Origin of the sequence: Vagococcus luciliae (genome assembly GCF_024637875.1) — a bacterium.
Lineage (GTDB): Bacteria > Bacillota > Bacilli > Lactobacillales > Vagococcaceae > Vagococcus > Vagococcus luciliae.
Genome location: NZ_CP102451.1, coordinates 1,273,030 through 1,289,135, shown reverse-complemented (window position 1 = coordinate 1,289,135; position 16,106 = coordinate 1,273,030). Strand labels below are relative to the sequence as shown.

General features: G+C 33.6%; 16 protein-coding genes. 3 read left to right on the top strand and 13 right to left on the bottom strand.

Going from position 1 to position 16,106, the window contains the following annotated elements; all coding sequences use genetic code 11:
* Window positions 1-29 precede the first annotated feature (29 nt).
* From G314FT_RS06290 to G314FT_RS06240, 11 genes are all read right to left on the bottom strand, one after another.
* Entirely contained in the window at window positions 30-1,799 is a 1,770-nt protein-coding gene (locus G314FT_RS06290) for an LTA synthase family protein (RefSeq protein WP_423837530.1), read from the bottom strand.
* Window positions 1,800-1,870: 71 nt separating this feature from the next.
* Complete coding sequence (gene nadE, locus G314FT_RS06285; RefSeq protein ID WP_257699545.1) at window positions 1,871-2,704, bottom strand: ammonia-dependent NAD(+) synthetase; 834 nt, start codon at window positions 2,702-2,704, stop codon at window positions 1,871-1,873.
* Between the two features lie 58 nt (window positions 2,705-2,762).
* The gene (locus G314FT_RS06280; protein WP_257699544.1) at window positions 2,763-3,158 is read right to left on the bottom strand and encodes an NUDIX hydrolase; all 396 of its coding nucleotides are present in this window, start codon (window positions 3,156-3,158) and stop codon (window positions 2,763-2,765) included.
* Between the two features lie 67 nt (window positions 3,159-3,225).
* Window positions 3,226-3,489, bottom strand: coding sequence for a type B 50S ribosomal protein L31 (locus G314FT_RS06275; RefSeq protein ID WP_125956599.1), 264 nt, complete (start codon window positions 3,487-3,489; stop codon window positions 3,226-3,228).
* Window positions 3,490-3,579: 90 nt separating this feature from the next.
* A complete protein-coding gene (rho, locus tag G314FT_RS06270) occupies window positions 3,580-4,851 on the bottom strand; it encodes a transcription termination factor Rho (RefSeq protein WP_257699540.1) in 1,272 nt (423 codons plus the stop codon).
* Window position 4,852: 1 nt separating this feature from the next.
* Window positions 4,853-6,130 (bottom strand): UDP-N-acetylglucosamine 1-carboxyvinyltransferase, encoded by a 1,278-nt coding sequence (locus G314FT_RS06265; protein WP_257699538.1) that lies wholly within the window; start codon window positions 6,128-6,130, stop codon window positions 4,853-4,855.
* Between the two features lie 190 nt (window positions 6,131-6,320).
* Window positions 6,321-7,187: a class II fructose-bisphosphate aldolase gene (locus G314FT_RS06260; RefSeq protein WP_257699536.1), complete on the bottom strand. Its 867-nt coding sequence runs from the start codon at window positions 7,185-7,187 to the stop codon at window positions 6,321-6,323.
* A gap of 146 nt (window positions 7,188-7,333) precedes the next feature.
* Window positions 7,334-8,812, bottom strand: coding sequence for an aldehyde dehydrogenase family protein (locus G314FT_RS06255; RefSeq protein ID WP_257699535.1), 1,479 nt, complete (start codon window positions 8,810-8,812; stop codon window positions 7,334-7,336).
* Between the two features lie 103 nt (window positions 8,813-8,915).
* Window positions 8,916-9,257, bottom strand: a complete 342-nt coding sequence (locus G314FT_RS06250; RefSeq protein WP_257699534.1) for a DUF1622 domain-containing protein — start codon at window positions 9,255-9,257, stop codon at window positions 8,916-8,918.
* Between the two features lie 57 nt (window positions 9,258-9,314).
* Complete coding sequence (gene rpoE, locus G314FT_RS06245; RefSeq protein WP_257699533.1) at window positions 9,315-9,920, bottom strand: DNA-directed RNA polymerase subunit delta; 606 nt, start codon at window positions 9,918-9,920, stop codon at window positions 9,315-9,317.
* Window positions 9,921-9,995: 75 nt separating this feature from the next.
* Window positions 9,996-10,442, bottom strand: a complete 447-nt coding sequence (locus G314FT_RS06240; RefSeq protein ID WP_257699532.1) for a YwiB family protein — start codon at window positions 10,440-10,442, stop codon at window positions 9,996-9,998.
* A gap of 137 nt (window positions 10,443-10,579) precedes the next feature.
* On the opposite strand from G314FT_RS06240, the gene G314FT_RS06235 reads away from it, so the two are divergent.
* Genes G314FT_RS06235 through yidA form a run of 3 tightly spaced genes read left to right on the top strand, consistent with a single transcriptional unit; the run spans window position 10,580 to window position 13,594 of the window.
* Entirely contained in the window at window positions 10,580-11,434 is an 855-nt protein-coding gene (locus tag G314FT_RS06235) for a lipoate--protein ligase family protein (protein WP_257699530.1), read from the top strand.
* A complete protein-coding gene (locus G314FT_RS06230) occupies window positions 11,435-12,772 on the top strand; it encodes an HD domain-containing protein (RefSeq protein WP_257699529.1) in 1,338 nt (445 codons plus the stop codon).
* 3 nt (window positions 12,773-12,775) lie between these two features.
* Window positions 12,776-13,594, top strand: coding sequence for a sugar-phosphatase (gene yidA, locus G314FT_RS06225; protein ID WP_257699528.1), 819 nt, complete (start codon window positions 12,776-12,778; stop codon window positions 13,592-13,594).
* Window positions 13,595-13,639: 45 nt separating this feature from the next.
* Here yidA and gndA read toward each other — a convergent pair whose 3' ends face one another.
* Window positions 13,640-15,067, bottom strand: coding sequence for an NADP-dependent phosphogluconate dehydrogenase (gndA, locus tag G314FT_RS06220; RefSeq protein WP_257699526.1), 1,428 nt, complete (start codon window positions 15,065-15,067; stop codon window positions 13,640-13,642).
* Window positions 15,068-15,175: 108 nt separating this feature from the next.
* Entirely contained in the window at window positions 15,176-16,075 is a 900-nt protein-coding gene (locus G314FT_RS06215) for a DMT family transporter (RefSeq protein WP_257699525.1), read from the bottom strand.
* Between the last annotated feature and the right edge of the window lie 31 nt (window positions 16,076-16,106).

Sequence of the window (16,106 nt, the reverse complement as noted above, 5' to 3'; positions counted from 1 at the left end):
AATTCACTATTTTCTTAAAAAATTCATGATTATGATTGAACATCAAAAATTTGTTGACCATATTTTTCACCAGAAACCAAATCATAAACAATCATTTGGTAGGCTTCATATAACTCTCTTTCTTCTTTAGTGAGAGAAACTTCTTTTTCCCATTTTCCATTAACATAATACATTTGCTTTTCAAATGCCGGAAGAATTTTTTGTAACTCCAATAACATAGCATTGAATCCTGTCTGCTCAACAGATGAAAAATCAGTAATCAAGCTGGAAAAATAAAATGGGCTCATCACTTCTTGGTGATGAATCGTTTTATTTAAAGTATCATAAATCAAATATTCCGTTAAATGTGTTGTAAATGGATTATTTTTTTCTACAATATCGTCTGGGTAAATTGACGGTAAATGATCACCCCAGAATACAACAATTGTTTGCCTATCCAATTTATTGACTTCATCGATAAATTGTTTCAATGCTTTTGATGTGTATGAAATATCCAACGCATAATTATCAATCGAAGCGCTAGATGCTGAGTTTGTCAAAGTATAAGGTGAATCCGTGTATTTATTATTATATGGCATATGCGTTTGCATTGTCACAAGATGGACAAACGACGCTTTGTCAGAGTTTTTTATAATATCTAGTACATCATTAAAAGCTGACTCATCCGAAATATAGCCATTATCGGATAATTTATCTTTATGCGTCATCATATTTTCATCTAAAAACTGATTAAATCCTAAAACATTGTAAACATCTTTTCGTTTATACATCGATGTATTATATGGGTGAATGGCAACTGTTTGATAATCTTGTTGTTCTAAACTCGACACAATAGATGGAAATTCTGTTTTCTTTGGAAGCATCATCGTGTAAGGTGTCGTCATTTGTGGGTTTAATAATGCCATCGAAATACCTGTCAACGCTTCAAATTCAATATTCGCTGTCCCACCACCATAATTTTGAGACAACATGTCACCAGAATATACAGACTGACGCGCTACCTCTCTAAAGTCTGTAATGGGGCTTTTATTTAGTTTAATACCATCTAACTTATCTGGATCAGAAAAACTTTCAGACATAACAAACACGACATTGGGTTTGTCTTGATATTTTTTGGTAGCATTTTTACTTTTTGCTAGTTTGTTGTATTTAGAAACAATGTTATCTATTTCTTCTTTTGAATAATTTTTTGGCTCGTCCATTGCTTCAACTTTTAAGTTATATAAAAAGCCACCCATAAATCCTGTGTTATAATAATTCATTTTTTGACTATATGGTATCCAGAGCGCTGTTTTATTATACGCTTTTCGCAATAAATTATTTGGTTGATTAAATAAGCTTACATAAAATAACCCACTAACTGAGATTAAAAAACAAAAAAGGCGAATAATTTGTTGACGTTTTGTTAGACGAATTGATCGATAAATGGCATATAAAAGGCCTAATAGAGCTAATCCAATCAGTATTAAAGCCAAAATAAAATAGGGTGTTCCTACAATATCCTTCATCATCGTAAACTCAAAAATCATTTTCAAATCATCTGGATAGATAGGTTCCATCCTCAATGCCATTTTTTGACTATTAGCAATACCAAGTAACCCAATACTCGTGATATAAATGATATTTCCTACCAAAAATGAGCCACTTAAACTGATTAAAAAAATATCTAATAGTAACAAAACTAACGTGCCTAATAAAAATTTTTCAACATGCCACTCCATCGCAAACTTCCATGCTAAAGACAGGCTCCAAGTATTTTGACTTAATTGTAAATAGAAATTACTAACATAAACAATCATTAAGGTTAACAGTATTTTTGTAAGAGGGTGCGTGATAAATCGCTTAGCCCAGTGTTTTTTTTGATGTCGTTTTACTCTTTCCAAAATGTGTCTCCTAATGTAATCGGTAAATGACGTTTGTGCTCCGCTTTTTTATACCATGTTTCAATCGTTTTTCTATCTTCATCGCTTACTTGTTTACCCTCTAAATAGTTATCTATTGCTTCATAAGTTACCCCTAGCGCGTCCTCATCAGAAATCATCGGTTTATTTTCTTCTAAATCAGCCGTTGGAATTTTTTCATATAAGGACTTATCGGCATTTAATTCTTTTAATAATGTTCTACCTTGACGTTTATTTAAACCAAATAATGGTAAAATGTCTGCTGCTCCATCACCAAATTTGGTAAAGAAACCTGTCAAATTTTCTGCTGCATGATCCGTTCCAATTACTGCACCATTTTCTTGAGAAGCAATGGCATATTGAGCCACCATACGTTGACGAGCTTTAATATTTCCTTTATTAAAATCATTAATGTTGATTTGTGAGTGCTCTTTCAACTCATTCACTAATGCATCCACGCTTGGTTTCACATTTACGACAACTGATTTATCAGGTTGAATAAATTCTAGTGCTTTTTTAGCATCTTCCTCATCATTTTGAATACCATATGGTAATCGTACCGCAATAAATTGATAAGCACTATTTCCTGTTTCATCCCTTAATTCAGTCATAGCTAATTGTGCTAATTTCCCAGCAAGAGTGGAGTCTTGTCCACCACTAATCCCTAATACATAAGTATGTAAAAAAGGGTGTTTTTTCATATAGTCTTTTAAAAATGCTACACGTATGGCAATTTCTTCCTTAGCATTTATATGTGGCTTAACTTGTAAATTTCTTATAATCAATTGTTGTAACTCTGTCATATCCATCTCTCCTTACATTTAACCCATATTTTACCACAAAAAAACAAATGACATACTATCATTTTTTTACTTTAGTAAATTTTGATAAAAAATTAATAGAAACGTTTTGTCTTACTTTTTCAATAGGCAACCAAAATATAATTTGACTTTGGGTCAATTTAGGTAATACTTCCTGTTCACTTATCACAGCACGATATAAAAATAATGTTTCGGTTTGTTCAAAATGTTGATGAGTCGTTTGCTCAACAATATCGACATATTCAATTGTTTCAAATGATAAATCTAATATATCTTTACCATATCTTTCAATTGCTTCAAGTGTTGTTTCTGCAAATTCAGGTTGTACTTCAAGAAGATGTTTGTCACCATCTTTATTGGTGGTAACCAAACAATGATCGTTATGTTCAATCCATATTACTATTCTAAATTGTTGATTATCTGTTGAATAATTCATTTCACCAATCCTTTCAATAAAAAAAAGACTCCTGATAAAATACCAGAAATCTTTTCGACACTGAAGACTATTCTGCAGCGTTTTCGTCTTTGAGACCATATTTTTTGTTGAAACGATCCACACGGCCGTCTGCTTGTGTAAATTTTTGACGTCCTGTATAGAATGGATGTGAATCTGATGTGATTTCCACACGGATGACTGGGTATGTGTTACCATCTTCCCATTCAACAGTTTCTTCAGATGTTTTAGTTGATCCAGATAAGAATTTGAACCCTGTTTGTGAGTCCATAAATACTACTGGATGATATTCTGGATGAATTCCTTGTTTCATATTTCTCTCTCCTTTGCCCTGATTCATTTGCTGAAACAGAGTTATTATTATAACGATACTATAGTAACATGTTCAAACTATTTTAGCAATTTATTTTTTTAAAAAAGAAACGTCTTTAAACGACTCAAAAAATGTCGTATTATTCTTTGTTTTCTTTAAAAAGTTTAATAGCTGGTTGGTTGCGTTAATTGAATCACCTTTCATATGACGGCGTAATTTCCATATCTCTTCCAAATGTTCAGGTGACATTAACAATTCTTCACGTCTTGTACCAGATCGCTTGATATCAATCGCTGGAAATACTCGTCTTTCAGATAACTCTCTAGATAGATGAAGCTCCATATTACCTGTTCCTTTGAATTCTTCATAGATAACATCATCCATTCGACTTCCTGTATCAACTAAAGCGGTCGCTAGAATAGTTAAGCTGCCGCCTTCTTCAATATTTCGTGCAGCTCCAAAGAAACGTTTTGGTTTATAAAATGCTGCAGGATCAATCCCCCCACTGAGTGTGCGTCCACTTGGTGGTATAACTAAGTTGTATGCTCTTGCCAAACGCGTAATACTATCCATTAAAATCACCACATCACGTTTATCCTCAACTAACCTTAATGCTCTGTCAAGGACTAACTCAACGACACGTGTATGATTTTCAGGCATTTGATCAAAAGTAGAAGAAACCACTTCTCCATCAACACTTCTTTCAATGTCCGTTACTTCTTCAGGTCGTTCGTCTATTAATAACACAATCAATTCAACATCCGGATAATTTTTAGAAATGCCATTCGCAATTTCCTTAATGACACTTGTTTTCCCAGCTTTTGGTGGTGCCACAATTAGACCTCTCTGGCCAAAACCAACCGGTGCGAATAAGTCTATCATTCGTGTAGAAAGATCTGTTTTAGTGGTTTCTAAAACAATTTGACTATCCGGATAAAGAGCTGTTAATGCAGGAAAGTGTGGGCGTTGTTTTGCATCTTCTGGATTTCTTCCATTAACTGTTTCAACGTGCATTAATCCATAATAACGCTCGCTCTCTTTTGGTGGTCTTGCTTTTCCTGATACTTTATCCCCGTTTCGTAATCCAAATCGTCTAATTTGTGATGAGGAAATATAGATATCTTCTTTACTTGGTGTATAGTTAATAGGTCGTAAAAAGCCATATCCATCATTTGATACAATATCTAATACACCTTCTACCATAAAAAAGCCTTGTTTTTCTGCTTGCGCACGAATGACAGCCAATGATAATTCTTTTTTATTCATTTGACTATAATAAGGTATCTTAAAATCTTTTGCATAAGCATAAATTTCTTTTAGGGTTTTATGTTCTAATTCACCCATTGTTAAATAATCACGCATATTATCCCTCTTTATCCGTGCCTTCTTCCATATGGATATCAGCACCTAGATTTGTTAATTTATCAATGATATTATCATACCCACGTAAAATATTATCCACATTAGAAATACGAGTTGTTCCGCTTGCCATGATACCAGCAGTTACCAAACAAGCACCTGCACGTAAATCACTCGCCGTAACGTCTGCTCCTACAAGCTCTAAATCATCTTGACCATTTAATACGATCATTTTTCCTTCAATACTTGCGTTTGCTCCCATGCGGACTAATTCTGGAATATGATTGACTCGCTGTTCATAAATAGTATCTGTCACAATACTTTTTCCATTGGCTTTTAATAATAGGGGGGTAATAGGCTGTTGCAAATCTGTAGCAAATCCTGGATAAGGAACCGTTGTAACGTTGATTGGTTTTAGGTTTTTAGCTGGATGTACTTCAATACTATCTTCACGAACAGTCATTGGCACACCCATTTCTTCTAATTTTGAGATAAAACTTTCTAAATGCTCATAAATAACATTTTGGACTACAACACCATCACCATGAGCAGCTGCCATTGATAAATAAGTCCCTGCTTCGATACGATCTGGAATAATTGAATGACGACATCCTTTTAATTCTGTCACACCATCAATCCGAAGTTCATTCGTACCAGCGCCACGAATTTTAGCTCCCATGTTATTTAATAATGTTGCCACATCAATAATTTCAGGCTCTCTTGCGGCATTTTCAATAACTGTTCGACCTTTTGCTTTTACCGCAGCTAACATGACATTAATCGTTGCTCCAATAGAGACCATATCCATGTATATGCGAGTTCCTTCTAATCCATTTGGTGATTTTAAGTAAGTTGCTCCATGTTCAGTTGTTACTTCAGCTCCAAGTGATTCAAACCCTTTGATATGTAAATCGATAGGCCTTGGTCCTAAATAACAGCCACCTGGAAGACCAACAACACCTTCACCAAATTTACCTAGTAAAGCTCCCATAAAATAATATGAGGCACGTAAGCTATTAATTTTTCCACTTGGCATTGGTATGGATACCATATTGGTTGGATCAATTGTCATGGTATGATTATCAAAAGTTACTTTCACACCCATAATTTCTAAAATTTCTTTTAAAGAGTGCACATCCTTAATATCAGGTACTCCTTCTAAAATAACAGGAGTGTCAGCTAAAATAGCTGCAGGGATTAAAGCAACAGCACTATTTTTAGCACCACTAATTGTGACCGTGCCTTTTAATTTTTTTCCACCATTTATAATTAATTTTTTCATTTTGTCTTAATGACCTCACTTTAGTCTTTAAAAAAGCCGCTTAAAATAAGCAGCCAAATAAGTTTCGTTATGCATAATATAGTTGTATTCTATCACACAATATAAATGAAAAAAAGCACTTGGTAAATTTATACGTAAAAAAAGAGCGACTGACAAAGTCAGACACTCTTTTTTCATTAAAGCTTTAAAATTATGCTTTACCGTTTGATCCAAACCATTGGATACGTTCTTTAACTAACTCAGTTACTGCAGTAGTACCTGGAGCTAATAATTTACGAGGGTCAAATCCTTTACCTTCTAAGTCTTTGCCTTCTTCAATGTATTTACGTGTTGCAGCTGCAAATACTTCTTGACATTCAGTATTAACGTTAATTTTTGATACGCCTAAAGAGATTGCTTTTTGGATTTGATCTAATGGAATACCAGAACCACCATGTAATACCATTGGTTTACCGTCGATTACTGCAGCAATTTCAGCTAAACGATCAAAGCTTAAACCAGCCCAGTTTTCAGGGTAAGAACCATGAATATTACCAATACCTGCAGCTAAGAAATCAATTCCTGTTTCAGACATTGCTTTACATTCAGCTGGATCTGCTAATTCACCAGAACCGATAACACCATCTTCTTCTCCACCAATTGATCCAACTTCACACTCTACAGAAACACCTTTAGCATGAGCTTTAGCAACAACATCTTTTGCTTTTTCTAAGTTTTCTTCAAATGGTAAGTGAGAACCATCAAACATTACAGATGTGTAACCAATTTCGATACATTTTAATGCATCTTCGTATTCACCATGGTCTAAGTGTAATGCTACTGGAACTGTAATTCCCATTGAGTCAATTAAGTCGTTAACTAAATCGTAACATACTTGGTAGCCACCCATATATTTTGCAGCACCCATAGAAGTTTGAATCATTACTGGAGAATTAGATTCTTGTGCACCTTTTAGGATAGCTTTAGTCCATTCTAAATTGTTTGTGTTGAATGCACCAACTGCATATTTGCCCTCTTTAGCTTTTTTTAACATTTCTGTTGCTGATACTAATGCCATAATTAAATTCCTCCTATTATGTTATCACTCTATTTTATATAGGTGATACTTAACTAACACCATTATTTTAACACTCTTTAGTTTTTTTTGCTAGTCAAATCACAATCTTTGACGTTATTTTCAGAAAATTTTATTAAAGTCCTTTTTTAATAAAGGTTAAACCCAGTTTCCTTTGTATCGATGTAAATATTTTTAAATTGGCTATACGCATCAAGAATTGCTTTATGTGTTTCTCGACCAATACCAGATTTTTTGTATCCACCAAATGGTGCTCCAGCAGGAATTTGATTATATGTATTTACCCATACACGTCCTGTTTCAATTCCTCGACTCACTTTAAGAGCTGTGTTGATATTTTTAGTCCAAACACCACCACCTAAACCATATTCAGAATCGTTTGCCATTTTAATTACTTCATCAATTGTTTTAAACTTGATCACAACAGCCACAGGACCAAAAATTTCTTCTTGGGCAACTTCCATATCATTTGTTACATCAGTTAAAAGTGTTGGTGCCACATAACATCCTTTTCCTAAGTCACCATCAAGACGTTTTCCACCTGTTAAAATTGTTGCACCTTCTTTACGTCCCACTTCTACCGCTTCTAAAATTTTATTTACTTGTCCTTCATTCACTTGGGCACCCATTTGGACATTTTCATCCAACGCATCCCCAACGACTACGGCTTCAAATTTTTCTTTTAATTCTGCTACGAATTTATCGTAGATTCCTTCTTGAACGAAAATTCTTGATCCTGCACAACATACTTGTCCTTGATTAAACAAAATACCAAGTTGCGCTCCTTCAACTGCTTTTTCAAATGGCATATCATCAAAGAAGATATTCGCTGATTTACCACCCAATTCAAGGGTTGCAGGAATTAATTTATCTGCTGCAGCTCGAGCAACTTTATAGCCAACTTCTGTTGATCCTGTAAAGGCTAGTTTATTAAATCCATCATGTTTTAACATATAATCGCCTGATTTAGATCCTTTACCTGTAATTAAATTTAACACACCCTTTGGTAACATTGGACCAATCAACCTAACTAATTCTAATAAGCTTAAAGAAGTGGATGATGATGGATGAATGACGATAGTATTTCCAGCAGCTAGAGCTGGAGCTAATTTCCACGCTGCCATAAGAATTGGAAAATTCCATGGAATAATTTGTCCAACCACCCCGATTGGTTCTCTTAATATTAAAGTTAATGTGTCTTTATCTAGTGATTGTGCTGATCCTTCTTCACTACGTATCACACCAGCAAAGTATCTAAAATGATCGGCACTAAGTGGTACATCAATCGCTTTTGTTTCACGAATTGGTTTTCCATTGTCGATAGACTCTACGTAAGCTAAATGCTCCATATTCTCATCAATGACATCTGCAATTTTTAATAATAAATTACTTCTATCAACAAGTGACCAATCGCGCCATTCAGGCAGAGCATTTTGTGCTGCTTCAACGGCAGCATCAACGTCGGCATCAACGGCATCAACAAATGAGCCAATTTTTTCTCCATTTACAGGCGAAAAAGTATCTAACATCTCTCCCTTAGCGCCTTTTGTCCACTCTCCATTAATAAACAAATTATATTCTTTGTATATATCGTTAACAGCTGTCATAACAATTCTCCTTTTATTTTTTTATCATTTGGTATAGTTAAGATTGTATCTGCTTTCATTTTAAAAATCAAGCGTTATGCTTATAAAAAAAGAAAGAGTATCTCTACTCTTCCTCATTATGTGTTTGTTCAATTTCTTTTCCTAAAAAATAAGAGATAGCTGTTCTGATCACGACAATTCCACCTAAGATAACAATATCTTGTGTTGATGGGTTTAAAATAGTTTCAATAATATCTGACGCAATAAGCACTTCCAAACTTAGTAATATATAAGATCCTAAATATAATTTAATTTTATTATTTCTGAAAGATATTTCTTCCCTTGTGCCGCTTCCAAATTCATTTTTAGTAAAATCAACGATGGCTTTTGCCACACCCACTAAGAGAATAATCACTGAAAAAGCATTTAATACAAAAATTATTTTATCTACTACCTCACTAATCATTGCTATCTCTCCTATTCTATAATAAACAAAAAAGAGCATCAAATGACACTCTTTTTATTATAATTCTTCGTCTTCTTCATCATCATTGTCGTATAAATCATCTTCTTCAACGATGGTTAGATCTTCTTCTACACCTTCTGGCACGTCATCATCAACGTCATTGTCAGCACCGATTTCTGATAAATCAGTTGTGTATTCTTTGATTTCTTTTGTTTCATCTTCTTCATCTTCATACAACTCATCATCATCTTCATCATGATCGACTAAGTCCAAATCTTCTGGATCATCATCATTATAATCAATGGCATCGTCATCCATTGCGATAAACGCATTAACTTTTTTACGTTTTTTACGACGTGGTGTTTCTTCTTCATCGTCATCCACACCAGAAACTTCTTCGTCAATTGAATCGATTGGATACCAGCTACGTAAGCCCCAACGATTATCTCCTAAAGAAATAAAACTTCCGTCAATATTTAAGTCTGTATAAAATTGTGGCAAGATGTCACGAATTTCACTATCTGCTTTTTCTAAGTAGTTTTGGATTTCATTTACTAAATCACTAAAATCAATAATGTCTCCACGTTGATTTAAAATTGCATGTGCAACTTCAATCATCGACAATTCATTTTTATTTACGCCTTCAAAAGCTTTAATTTCCAACTGACACACGTCCTTTCACAGTCTACTCTTTATCATACAATAACTAGTGTTTCTTTGCAATTCAAAATTTTTATTTCATCTATTCTCTCCACTAAAATTAATCATCAAATGGTATGTTCCTAACTTTTCTTCCCCAGCAAATAAATCATAATCAATTGTTAAATCACCTGATTGTGGATTATCTTTTAGACTAATATGTAAATGATTAGTCATAGTTGAAATACTCATCATACCATAAGGAGTAGCATACGTTGTTTCCCGCTTTTCCTCATAGGAAAAATTTAATTTCATTTTAACATCACCTGAGCGAATCAATGTTACCGTTCCATCTGGTAAAATTTTTATTGTAACAGGAACAGGTTTATCAATTCCTTCCAATAATTCTTCGTATCTTAAATAGATGACATCATTAATCACTACCATATTACCTTTGACTTCTACTAAAAATTCTTTAAATTCTTGCTCTTGTGTAACCTCAGTTTTCACCAAAATATTAATTGGTGTTTTTTCTCTTTGCGACACTCATTCCACCTCTTTACTTTTTTATATATTTTGGTCTTTTTTAAAAGCTTTGTCAAACCTTTGTGATTATTCTTAAATCCTTTCCGTTTCACAAAAGAATCGGTATAATAAGGAAAGTATAAAAAGGAGTTGTATATATGTCGTTAAAACAATCAATTGTTCTGTTTGAACAACATCATCTAACAAATGAAAATAAATATGATCCATTTATCGTGACAGATATTTTGGCTGATTACTCAGGTAAACATGGAATGCCTATCATTCATTTTTGGACGATGACAAATCAACTAATATTAGGAATGCAAGATACTCGTGTCGCAGACTTAAGTGATGCCATCTCTTCGGTTAGATTTCATCACTATCATCCTGTTGTACGAAATTCTGGCGGTTTAGCTGTAGTAGCTGATGATGGGATTTTAAACTTTTCAATGATTTTACCACAAGAATTTACTAATCAAACCAGTATTAATCATGGATATGAAACAATGAAAGCCATCATTTCAAACGCTCTATCTTCATTCAATGTTATTATAGACTCTTTCGAGGTAGTAAATTCCTACTGTCCTGGTGAATACGATTTAAGTATTAATGAAAAAAAATTTGCCGGTATTGCCCAACGTCGAATAAAAAAAGGCTTAAGCATTATGATTTATATCAGTGTTAATGGTAACCAAGAAAAAAGAGGAAACCTAGTCCAACAATTTTATCAAGCAGGTTTAAAAGACAAATTTGGAAAAGAGACTTTCCCTCCAGTTGATCCAAACTCTATGCGAAATTTATCGGACTTACTACAACAAAAACTGAACGTTGAACAAATGCAAACGCTCATTATTGAAGCTATTAGTCAAAACTGGACAATTGATGATACTGCTCAAGTCAAATTTAACCATTTTTTAACTTCTGATGAATTTAAAGAAAGTTACGACAAGGGCTATCAAAGAATGGAACAGCGAAATGAGAGGATTAATACTATTTTAAAGGAGGTGGATTAATTGATTGAAAAAGTATTTAGAGATCCTATACACCATGATATTAAAGTTGAACACCCAATTATTTTAGAATTAATTAATGCCAAAGAATTCCAACGCCTAAGACGAATCAAGCAACTTGGAACAACATCATTAACCTTTCACACAGCAGAGCATTCTCGTTTTGGTCACTCTTTAGGGGTCTACGAAATTACTCGCAGAATTTGCAACTACTTTAAACGAAATTATGATGCGAGAGAATACGGGGAGTATGGATGGGATGATTCAGAACGACTTGTTACACTATGTGCGGCATTATTACATGATCTAGGTCACGGACCTTTTTCACATACATTTGAAGCGATTTTTAAAACAAATCATGAACAAATTACAGTCGACATCATCACATCAAATAAAACAGAAATTAATCAGATTTTACGACAAGTGTCAGAAGAATTCCCTGAAAAGGTAGCGAGTGTGATTGCTAAAACCTATCCAAATAAACAAGTCGTTCAACTGATTTCTAGTCAAATCGATGCAGATAGAATGGATTATTTGTTACGAGACGCCTATTTTACTGGAACAGAATATGGTACATTTGATTTAACACGTATTTTACGTGTCATCAGACCTCATAAAAGTGGGATTGTTTTTAAAATAAGTGGCATGCATGCTGTTGAAGATTACATTGTTAGCCGCTATCAGATGTACATGCAAATTTATTTTCATCCCGTCTCTCGAGGAATGGAAATGGTTTTAGATCGTTTATTACAACGAGCTCAAGATTTATACCATGATAATAAACCATATTTTAATAAAACATCGCCTCTTTTAGTTCCTTTCCTTGCACATAATTTTGATTTAAACGATTATCTTGTGTTAGATGATGGTGTATTAACTACAGCATTTCATTTATGGAGCCATTCAGATGATGCTATTTTAAATGATTTATCTAAACGATTTTTAAATCGTGTTCCATTTAAATCAGCAGCCTTTTCAAATGAGAGTTTTATCATGTTACCAGATTTGCAAGATTTAGTTGAAAAAGTTGGTTTTAATCATACCTATTATACTGCAATTAATTCAAGTTTTGATTTACCTTATGATTTTTACAAACCAGAAAAATCACAAAATAAAACACAAATCGAGCTTATATACCCTGATGGAGAACTAATTGAACTTGCAAGTGCTAGTGAGTTAGTTAGAGCAATTGCAGGAGAAACTAAGGGGGATCAACGCTTTTATTTCCCTGATGAAATGCTTGCATCCTCTACATTAGACAATTATACTTTATTTGAAGACTCTATTAACACTTTTAACAACTCCATAAAAAATGGAGAAATAATTAAAAAGGACGTGTAATATTTGGGAATTAAAATGGTCACGATTGATATTGATGGCACTTTAGTCAATTCAGAAAGAAAATTAACACCAAAAGTGAAGGAAACAATTAAAAAAGCTTCTGATAGTGGGATTGATATTGTTTTAACAACAGGAAGACCAACTATTGGAGTCATTGATTTAGTAAAAGAACTTGAATTAGAAAATGACCACAGTTTTATTATTACATATAATGGTGGCATGATTCAAAATGCTGGAACAAAAGAAGTTATTTTACGACATTCACTGTCATTAGATGACTATCAAGATTTAGAACTATTATCACGTAAACTAGGCGTTCATTTCCATGTACAAGATGCTGATACAATGTATACAGCTAATCCTGATATTAGCCCTTATACCATTAACGAAGCAGTAATCACAGGTATTCCACTACAATATAAACCGGTAAATGACATGACAAAAGATATCGAACTTGTAAAAGCAATGATGATTGATCATGAAGATATTCTTGATGCAGCAATTAAAAAAATTCCACAAGAATTTCATGAACGCTTTGCCATCGTTAAAAGTGCTCCTTACTATTTAGAGATACTAGATCCTAAAGCAACTAAAGGAGAATCAGTCAAAGAACTGGCTGCGCATCTAAACATTAAACAAGAAGAAGTCATGGCAATTGGTGACAATGAAAATGACTTATCTATGATTGAATATGCAGGTATTGGGGTTGCGATGGGAAATGCTGTAGACAGTGTAAAAAGCATTGCAAACAAAATAACAAAAACCAATGATGAAGATGGTGTCGCTTACGCCATCAATGAATGGGTTCTTAACGATAACTAAAAAAATCCAGTTACTAGTCTTCTAGTAACTGGATTTTTAATTTGCTTATTTATTTTCTTCACCATACCAATCATAATGGAACACGCCATCACGATCTTTACGTTCATATGTATGAGCACCAAAATAATCTCTTTGTGCTTGAATAATATTTGCGGGTAAATCTTTTGTACGATAAGAATCGTAGTAAGAAATAGCTGATGAGAATGTAGGGACAGGTACACCTGTTTCAACAGCTAAAGAAACAACATCTCGAACTGATTGTTGATATTTTGTTGTGATATCTAAGAAATAATCATCTAAAATAAGATTTTTGATTTCTGGATTACGTTCATAAGCATCAGTAATCTTTTGTAAAAATTGGGCACGGATAATGCATCCTGCTCTAAAGATTTTCGCTATATTACCATAGTTTAAATCCCAACCATATTCTTCACTAGCCATACGCATTTGAGCAAATCCTTGAGCATAACTCATAATTTTACTGAAGTAGAGAGCTTGGCGAATTTTTTCAATAAATTCTTTTTTATCTCCAGTAAACTCTTTCACTGGTGGCGCAGGAATAATCTTACTTGCAGCAACACGTTCTGATTTAAGAGCTGAAATATAACGAGCAAATACAGATTCTGTAATAAGTGGTAATGGGGTTCCTAAATCAAGCGCGTTTTGACTTGTCCATTTACCTGTTCCTTTGTTTCCAGCTGCATCTAAGATAACGTCAACAATTGGTTTCCCTGTTCCTAAGTCATCTTTACGAGTTAGAATATCTGATGTTATTTCAATCAAGTAGCTATCCAACTCTCCTGTATTCCAATCCTTAAAGATATCTGCTACTTCCTCAACAGATAAACCTAATACACGAGTTAAAATATCATATGACTCAGCGATTAATTGCATATCACCATACTCAATACCGTTATGCACCATTTTTACATAGTGACCTGCGCCATTTGGCCCAATATACGTCACACATGGCTCACCATCTTCTGCTTTTGCTGCAATTTGTTCAAAGATTGGGGCTACTAATTCATACGCTTCTTTTTGTCCACCTGGCATCATAGAAGGTCCTTTTAACGCTCCTTCTTCACCACCAGATACACCAGTACCAATAAAATTGATACCAGATGTTGCCAGTGCTTCATTACGACGGATGGTATCTTTAAAGTAAGTATTACCTCCGTCAATTAAGACATCACCTTCATCTAAATAAGGTAATAGACTTTCAATTGTTAAATCAGTCGCTTTACCGGCTTTTACCATTAATAAAATTCGTCTTGGTGTTTCAAGAGAATTAACAAATTCTTCGATAGAATAAGTTGCAACTAAATTTTTATCAGGATGTTCTTTGATAACTTCCTCTGTTTTTGATGATGTCCGGTTAAAAACTGAAACAGTATAACCTCTACTCTCAATGTTTAGTGCTAAATTTTTACCCATGACTGCCATACCGACAACACCAATTTGTTGTTTAGACATAGACTTTCCTCCCATTCATTTTTCAAAAAATGATTCTTTTCATCTTTTTTATATCTTGTAAATAATTATAGCTTATTTTACCTAAAATATAAATAGACATGACTTTTCTTATGAGATATCACATCTAGACAAAAGAAAAACAGCTAAAACAATCAGCAACATACTTATTATTTCAATAGGTGTTAAAACTAATCCTAAAAATAAAACAGAAAGTACAGCAGAACTTAATGGTTCAAATGATGTTAGTAAACTTGAAAATTGTGGTGGAATGTACTCTGTACTTGTTAATAAACATATATAAGAAAATACCGTACCAATAATAGTAATCACTAAGACACCTAATACTATCCTTGGAGTAAACTCTGGCATATTTCTCCAGATAGGTTGATATAATTGAAATACAATACCCCCAATAAGCATTCCCCATCCGATAATTAACGTTGTACCGTATTTAGCCATTAATTTTCTGGGTTGAATGATATAAAACGCTCCTAAAAAAGCTGATAATAACCCCCAAAATAAACCTTGACTGGATATTGCTAATTCATTGATGTTTCCTTTTGTCACCAATAAAAAGGTTCCCACTAACGAAATGAGAATACTCACAATACTTAATTTATTTGGTAACTCCCTTTTTTCAAAAATAAAATAAACCACCAATAATATTGGTGACAAATATTGTAGAATAGTAGCAGTTGCTGCATTACTTACTTGGATGGCTTTAAAAAAAGAATACTGTAATCCTAATACACCCAACACGCTGAAAATAATTAATTGAATGATTTCATGTTTATATTTAAATGGTGATAAACTATTTTTATTACCCTTTATCATTTGATATAACAAAATTAAACAACCGGCTACCATCATTTTGACCCCTACTAACCAACTTGCCGAAATATTTTCATTTCTCATCAAATATTCAGCGACCACTCCAGAAATCCCCCAGAATACTCCTCCCATAATAGCTAATATCATACCCCTTAGCTTATTATTTCCTTTTTTCATTTATATTACCCCCTTACCGCCTTATTCTACA

Bases quoted from the DNA above. Each gene is read 5' to 3' on its own strand.
- G314FT_RS06290 (WP_423837530.1), bottom strand. From the start codon at position 1,799: ATGATTGTTTATGTTAGTAATTTCTATTTACAATTAAGTCAAAATACT.
- nadE (WP_257699545.1), bottom strand. From the start codon at position 2,704: ATGACAGAGTTACAACAATTGATTATAAGAAATTTACAAGTTAAGCCA.
- G314FT_RS06280 (WP_257699544.1), bottom strand. From the start codon at position 3,158: ATGAATTATTCAACAGATAATCAACAATTTAGAATAGTAATATGGATT.
- G314FT_RS06275 (WP_125956599.1), bottom strand. From the start codon at position 3,489: ATGAAACAAGGAATTCATCCAGAATATCATCCAGTAGTATTTATGGAC.
- rho (WP_257699540.1), bottom strand. From the start codon at position 4,851: ATGCGTGATTATTTAACAATGGGTGAATTAGAACATAAAACCCTAAAA.
- G314FT_RS06265 (WP_257699538.1), bottom strand. From the start codon at position 6,130: ATGAAAAAATTAATTATAAATGGTGGAAAAAAATTAAAAGGCACGGTC.
- G314FT_RS06260 (WP_257699536.1), bottom strand. From the start codon at position 7,187: ATGGCATTAGTATCAGCAACAGAAATGTTAAAAAAAGCTAAAGAGGGC.
- G314FT_RS06255 (WP_257699535.1), bottom strand. From the start codon at position 8,812: ATGACAGCTGTTAACGATATATACAAAGAATATAATTTGTTTATTAAT.
- G314FT_RS06250 (WP_257699534.1), bottom strand. From the start codon at position 9,257: ATGATTAGTGAGGTAGTAGATAAAATAATTTTTGTATTAAATGCTTTT.
- G314FT_RS06235 (WP_257699530.1), top strand. From the start codon at position 10,580: ATGTCGTTAAAACAATCAATTGTTCTGTTTGAACAACATCATCTAACA.
- gndA (WP_257699526.1), bottom strand. From the start codon at position 15,067: ATGTCTAAACAACAAATTGGTGTTGTCGGTATGGCAGTCATGGGTAAA.
- G314FT_RS06215 (WP_257699525.1), bottom strand. From the start codon at position 16,075: ATGAAAAAAGGAAATAATAAGCTAAGGGGTATGATATTAGCTATTATG.